At 59.4% G+C, this 4,697-nt stretch carries 5 protein-coding genes and 1 pseudogene; 4 read left to right on the forward strand and 2 right to left on the reverse strand.

The window, feature by feature from the left end:
* The 3 genes from AC6RA8_RS17950 to AC6RA8_RS17960 form a co-directional block, all read left to right on the forward strand.
* Nucleotides 1-206, forward strand: a 206-nt coding sequence (locus AC6RA8_RS17950; RefSeq protein WP_500354542.1) for a hypothetical protein, incomplete at its 5' end; no start/stop codon positions are given.
* A 142-nt stretch (nt 207-348) separates the two neighbouring features.
* Nucleotides 349-1,329, forward strand: coding sequence for an NAD(P)-dependent oxidoreductase (locus AC6RA8_RS17955; RefSeq protein WP_500354544.1), 981 nt, complete (start codon nt 349-351; stop codon nt 1,327-1,329).
* Nucleotides 1,326-2,189 carry a sugar phosphate isomerase/epimerase family protein gene (locus AC6RA8_RS17960; protein WP_500354546.1) on the forward strand — a complete coding sequence of 288 codons (864 nt, stop codon included), beginning with the start codon at nt 1,326-1,328 and terminating at the stop codon, nt 2,187-2,189. The genes AC6RA8_RS17955 and AC6RA8_RS17960 overlap by 4 nt, the downstream gene beginning before the upstream one ends.
* Before the next feature lie 347 nt (nt 2,190-2,536).
* On the opposite strand, the gene AC6RA8_RS17965 is transcribed toward AC6RA8_RS17960, so the two are convergent.
* Together AC6RA8_RS17965 and AC6RA8_RS17970 are read right to left on the reverse strand one after the other, a co-directional pair.
* On the reverse strand, nt 2,537-2,701 hold the full coding sequence (locus AC6RA8_RS17965; RefSeq protein WP_500354547.1) for a DUF2256 domain-containing protein: 165 nt from the start codon (nt 2,699-2,701) through the stop codon (nt 2,537-2,539).
* Nucleotides 2,701-4,227 carry a cryptochrome/deoxyribodipyrimidine photo-lyase family protein gene (locus AC6RA8_RS17970; RefSeq protein WP_500354549.1) on the reverse strand — a complete coding sequence of 509 codons (1,527 nt, stop codon included), beginning with the start codon at nt 4,225-4,227 and terminating at the stop codon, nt 2,701-2,703. The genes AC6RA8_RS17965 and AC6RA8_RS17970 overlap by 1 nt, the downstream gene beginning before the upstream one ends.
* A gap of 111 nt (nt 4,228-4,338) precedes the next feature.
* Between AC6RA8_RS17970 and AC6RA8_RS17975 the strand changes: the two are divergent.
* Nucleotides 4,339-4,697 (forward strand): annotated as a pseudogene (locus AC6RA8_RS17975) (aminopeptidase N); the annotation flags it as partial.

Consider the following 4,697-nt stretch of genomic DNA (forward strand, 5'->3'; position numbering starts at 1 on the left):
GATGCCCTCCTGGCCTTGGATTACGACTCATCGCAAGGCTTAGAGAAAAAGTTTCCTATCGTAAACATCATTGGTCAAAAAAATTTACCAATACCATTTTCCAGCTCAAAAGTGCAGCGTCACAAGACCTCAAGTACACGCGCACAGCGCGCGAAAACACCTCTGTACCGGCCCGCGCTCGGCGCCCCTTTGCGATCAATGCTTAAAGACGTGGTATCCATACAAACCCAATTTTTCTTGCAGAAATCCACGATTCAGGCTTCCCTCACCTCACTTAACTGGGCAGCGGGGTGTCTTCCGGACTCGCCCAACGCCGCACACCGGCGTGTGAAATCCCCGCGAAATTGGATGCCCCTTGGCGTCTTTTCGAAATGTCAGCCCGCATTTGGATGCGGCTGCCTAAAACAGCGGGAGGTTTTTATGAAAACCGTAGGCGTAGTGGGACTTGGCGACATGGGCAGCGGCCTTGCCAAGAACCTCATTGGAAATGGGTTTCAAACCTGGGGTCTCGATCTGAGCACAGATCGCATGGCCCAGTTTGAAAAGATGGGAGGCACCCCGGCACACAGCCCGGCAGAGATCGGGGCACAGTCTGACTGTGTCTTCGTGATGGTGATGAACGGTGATCAGGTCAAATCGGTCATTCTTGGCCCCAACGGGCTTGCCGCCAACATGTCCCCCGGCGGATCAGTCATCCTCACGGCGACAATAAAACCGGCAGAGGCGCAGGAGATCGGTCAAGCCATGACAGGGTCAGGCGTGTATCTGATTGACAGCCCCGTATCCGGCGGCTTCGCAGGCGCGCAGAACGGAACGCTCACCATGATGGCCGCAGCCGATGCTGCTGTGCTTGAGGCCAACGCCTCGGTCATGAAAGCAGTCTCGGCAACCATCCATCACGTCGGCATTAAGGCAGGCGAAGGGCAAACCATGAAAGCCTGCCTGCAAACGCTGATCGGGTCGATCTTTTCCGCCACGTTCGAGGCCAGCGCCCTTGCCGCAAAGGCGGGCGTACCCGGCGATGCCCTGTTGCGCGTCTTCTCGACCTCCGGTGCAGGCTGCGGCGTGGCAAACACGGCACTGGAGCACATCATCGACAGGCAATTCGAAGGCACAGGCAGTCATATCTCGACCATGCACAAGGACCTCACCATATCTCTTGAACTGGCATCCAATCTTGGCGTGCCCATGCACACCGCCTCGGCCGCCATGCAGATTTTCCAGGCGGGCAAATCGAAATACCCGGACGGTGACAATTGGGTGTGCACCCGCGTTATCGAAGACATCGTCGGCGCCGAGTTGCACCGCACTCCGGAGGGGTCGACATGAAACTGGGCGTCATTTGCGACGGCATCAGCCGTGATCTTAAGCACGCCATCGATGTGATGGATGAATTTGACCTCGAATATGCCGAGCTGCAATTCGTCGGCGACACCGAGGTAGGCGATCACTCAAGGGCGGAGATCGCCGAGATAAACAGCCTTCTGCGCGACCGGGGCAAGCCCGTGTCCTGTCTCTCGCGTCACATATTTGCAGGAATGACGGCGGCCAACCGACCGGGTGATGCACTGCACAACCAGCACATGGATGCGCTCAAACGGGTCATCGACATGGCACATGTCGTCGGCGCACCGCTGGTTCGCATCATGACCCAACGCAAGGAACAGATCCTTTGGGGCAGCCATGGCGCCGAAAAATGGAATGTCGCCCACGGGGTCTGGGACACGATGCCGCCGCTGATCGCCCCAGCCGTTGAACTCGCAAAATCCGAAGGGGTGGTTCTGGGTGTTGAGACGGGCAACGGTACGCTTGTGAATTCCTGCTATACGGCGCGTAAACTCATTGACGATCTGGACGCCAAGGACACGCTGAAAGTGCTTTGGGACCCGGGCAATAATTGCTGGTGCCATGAACGCGCCTACCCCGATGGCTACGAAGAAATTCGCGGGGGCTATCTGGGCCATGTCCACATAAAGGATGTCATGGTCGACACACCGCGCGCCACCCTTGAAGTGCGCCGCATGGGCGAAGGCCAGCTCGCGGACCAGTTTGAGCCGATGGCAAACGCCCTGCGGGACGATGGCTATGACGGCGTGATTTCCTTTGAAAGCGTGTACCATCCGGGCAATGGCAACTTCGAAGAGGGCTTTCGACTATGTGTCGATAGGTTCAAAGAGATTTTTGCCTAGACCGCGTTGCAGAAGGCGGCTGCGTTTGTCGGAAATGTATCGCGGCATAGGACCAAGACCGCAGTGATCGGCCCCACCCTACAATGTCGTCTTGGCTCGAACCGTACGTCGCTCGGATCAACGCCGGGCGACGTCTAACGAGGCGATCATCGCTGATGGATGAGCGGCCGCTGTCGCGACCAAACAAAGTGCCGCCCCCTCTCGGGGTGCAGTGTGCGTTCCCGGTGGTTAAAATCCCCAAAACACACCGTGCGATGGGTCAACCCGTTGATCCATCGGCACTTTCACAAACCCATGAAAATTCACTGAGCTGACCGAAAAGCTTGTCCCCGCGGGGACAAATCGGCTCAAGGCCGCTGCGACGCCTCTGTCCGCGCATCACGACGGCACCGATCCGAGCAATATTTCACCTCGTCCCAGACCCTTTCCCACTTCTTTCGCCACGTGAACGGACGATTGCAAACCGGACATGTTTTTTCAGGCAGGTCCGCCTTCTTGCGCATCCGGCCCATCAGAAATCGAACCCCATCTGTCGGCGGTCATTGGCTGGAGACACCGATGCCTTGCGCCGCCTTGGCGCGCGATCATCAACAAAGTGCCCCTGCGGGTCCTTCCGACTGGCGTGCTTGTGCACAACACGCTGCGCCTCTTCCCGAAATGCCCCACCGCGCCGCACAGCCCAAACCTTGTTGCGCGCTTCACGGGCCGCCTCAGGCACCTCGACGACAGGTGCAGGATAGGTCTTGCCCAGCAGCGTCCCCGCCCCGTCCCACTTCCACGGTTCCTGCAAGAACGCATCCGGCACGCGCGCCAGTTCAGGGCACCAACTACGCGTAAACACACCGGTCGGGTCCTGATCCTTCCCTTGCTTGATCGGGTTGTAGATGCGGACGGTGTTCATGCCCGTGGTCCCCGATTGCATCTGGCATTGTGGCCAGTGAATGCCCGGCTCAAAATCGGTGAACTGCCGCGCCAGATGCAGCCCCGTTACCCGCCAGTCGAGCCACAGGTGATAGGACGCAACGGCCATCAACATCGACCGCATCCGAAAGTTCATCCATCCCGTCGCCGCCAGATACCGCATACAGGCATCGACAAATGGGATGCCGGTCTCGCCCTTCTCCCAAGCTGCGAGCCGTTCCGCATCCGGCACTTTTGGTCGCAAACCCTCGTAAGCGGAATGGAGGCAGCGGTGCTCAAGCGCCGGTTCGTCCTCGAGCTTCTGCATGAAGTGATCCCGCCAGGCGAGCCTTGCCTGAAAGGACTTCAGCGATCCGCCCCACCCTTCCCGCGTGCCCTTCACCTCACGCTGGCGCGCGGCAGCGGCCTGTGACGCCTCGCGCCCCGACAAACACCCGAAGGCCAGGTACGGAGACAACCGGGAACAAGACCACTCACCGGTCAAAGGTGACGACATATCCTTGCGATAGTGTTGCCCCCGCTCCGTCAGAAATGACCCCAACAGGGACAACGCCATCTGACGCCCACCCAACTGCCGTTCCGGACAATGATCACCTGCCACCAAGGGCGGAACATCATCCGACGGCACCACAGGTCCCGTGATCCCCGCGGGGACATCCACCTGCGGCAGGCGCAAAAAAGCGTTGCGCTGCTTGGCCCAGCCATCGCGGCCGTTCAGACGGCGGACCACGCCGGACTGCGCCAACTCTTCCAACGCCACACCACTGTCCCTACACCACGCAGCCACCTCGCGATCGCGGGCAAAGGTCCAAGCACTGCCCGTTTCCTCGTGACTAACCAGCGCATCAAATCCGACACGTGCATGAAGATCGGCCAGCACATCCACGACGCGCCCGACCCGTACCACCAAAGGCACACCAAGCCACGCCAGATCGACGGCCAGGTCGTCAACGCTCTCACGCACAAAGGCGAACTGACGGCCCGATACGTCCGGCTGCGCCCAATATTTCGGCTCAAATACATAAAGAGGGATCACATCCCCTTGCGCCGCTGCCCGTGCAAGCGCTGGGTGATCTGTCACCCGCAAATCCCGTTTGAACCATACCACCGTCCTCATCCGCCCAAAGCTAGCGGTGAACACATCCTTGCCAACCCGCCCGCGACACTCTTGCCGCTGCCGCGCCATCGGCCTACCGTCCGCGCAACACTGGACCACAAAGGCGACCCCATGCGCGACGCATCCCCACAGACGATCTACCTCAAGGACTACACACCCTTCGGCTATGTTGTGGATGAGGTGCATCTGACCTTCGACCTGGCCCCTTCGGCCACACGGGTCACATCGCGCATCAAGTTCTCACCAAACCCGGACGCAACGGACAAGACGTTTTTCCTGCACGGCGAAAACCTTTCGCTGATTTCAGCCAAGATCGACGGCGAAACCGTCAAACCAACCCTCACGGACGAAGGCTTGATCTGCGACGTGCCCAACGTGCCCTTTACATGGGAGGCCGAGGTCCAGATCGATCCGGCTGCCAACACGGCGCTTGAAGGGCTGTACCTGTCGAACGGCATGTATTGCACCCA

The sequence above is a fragment of the Tateyamaria sp. genome, assembly GCF_059783535.1.

Excerpts from the sequence above, each read along its gene's own strand:
- AC6RA8_RS17955 (WP_500354544.1), top strand. The coding sequence starts at position 349 with ATGCCCCTTGGCGTCTTTTCGAAATGTCAGCCCGCATTTGGATGCGGC.
- AC6RA8_RS17960 (WP_500354546.1), top strand. The coding sequence starts at position 1,326 with ATGAAACTGGGCGTCATTTGCGACGGCATCAGCCGTGATCTTAAGCAC.
- AC6RA8_RS17965 (WP_500354547.1), bottom strand. The coding sequence starts at position 2,701 with ATGGGCCGGATGCGCAAGAAGGCGGACCTGCCTGAAAAAACATGTCCG.
- AC6RA8_RS17970 (WP_500354549.1), bottom strand. The coding sequence starts at position 4,227 with ATGAGGACGGTGGTATGGTTCAAACGGGATTTGCGGGTGACAGATCAC.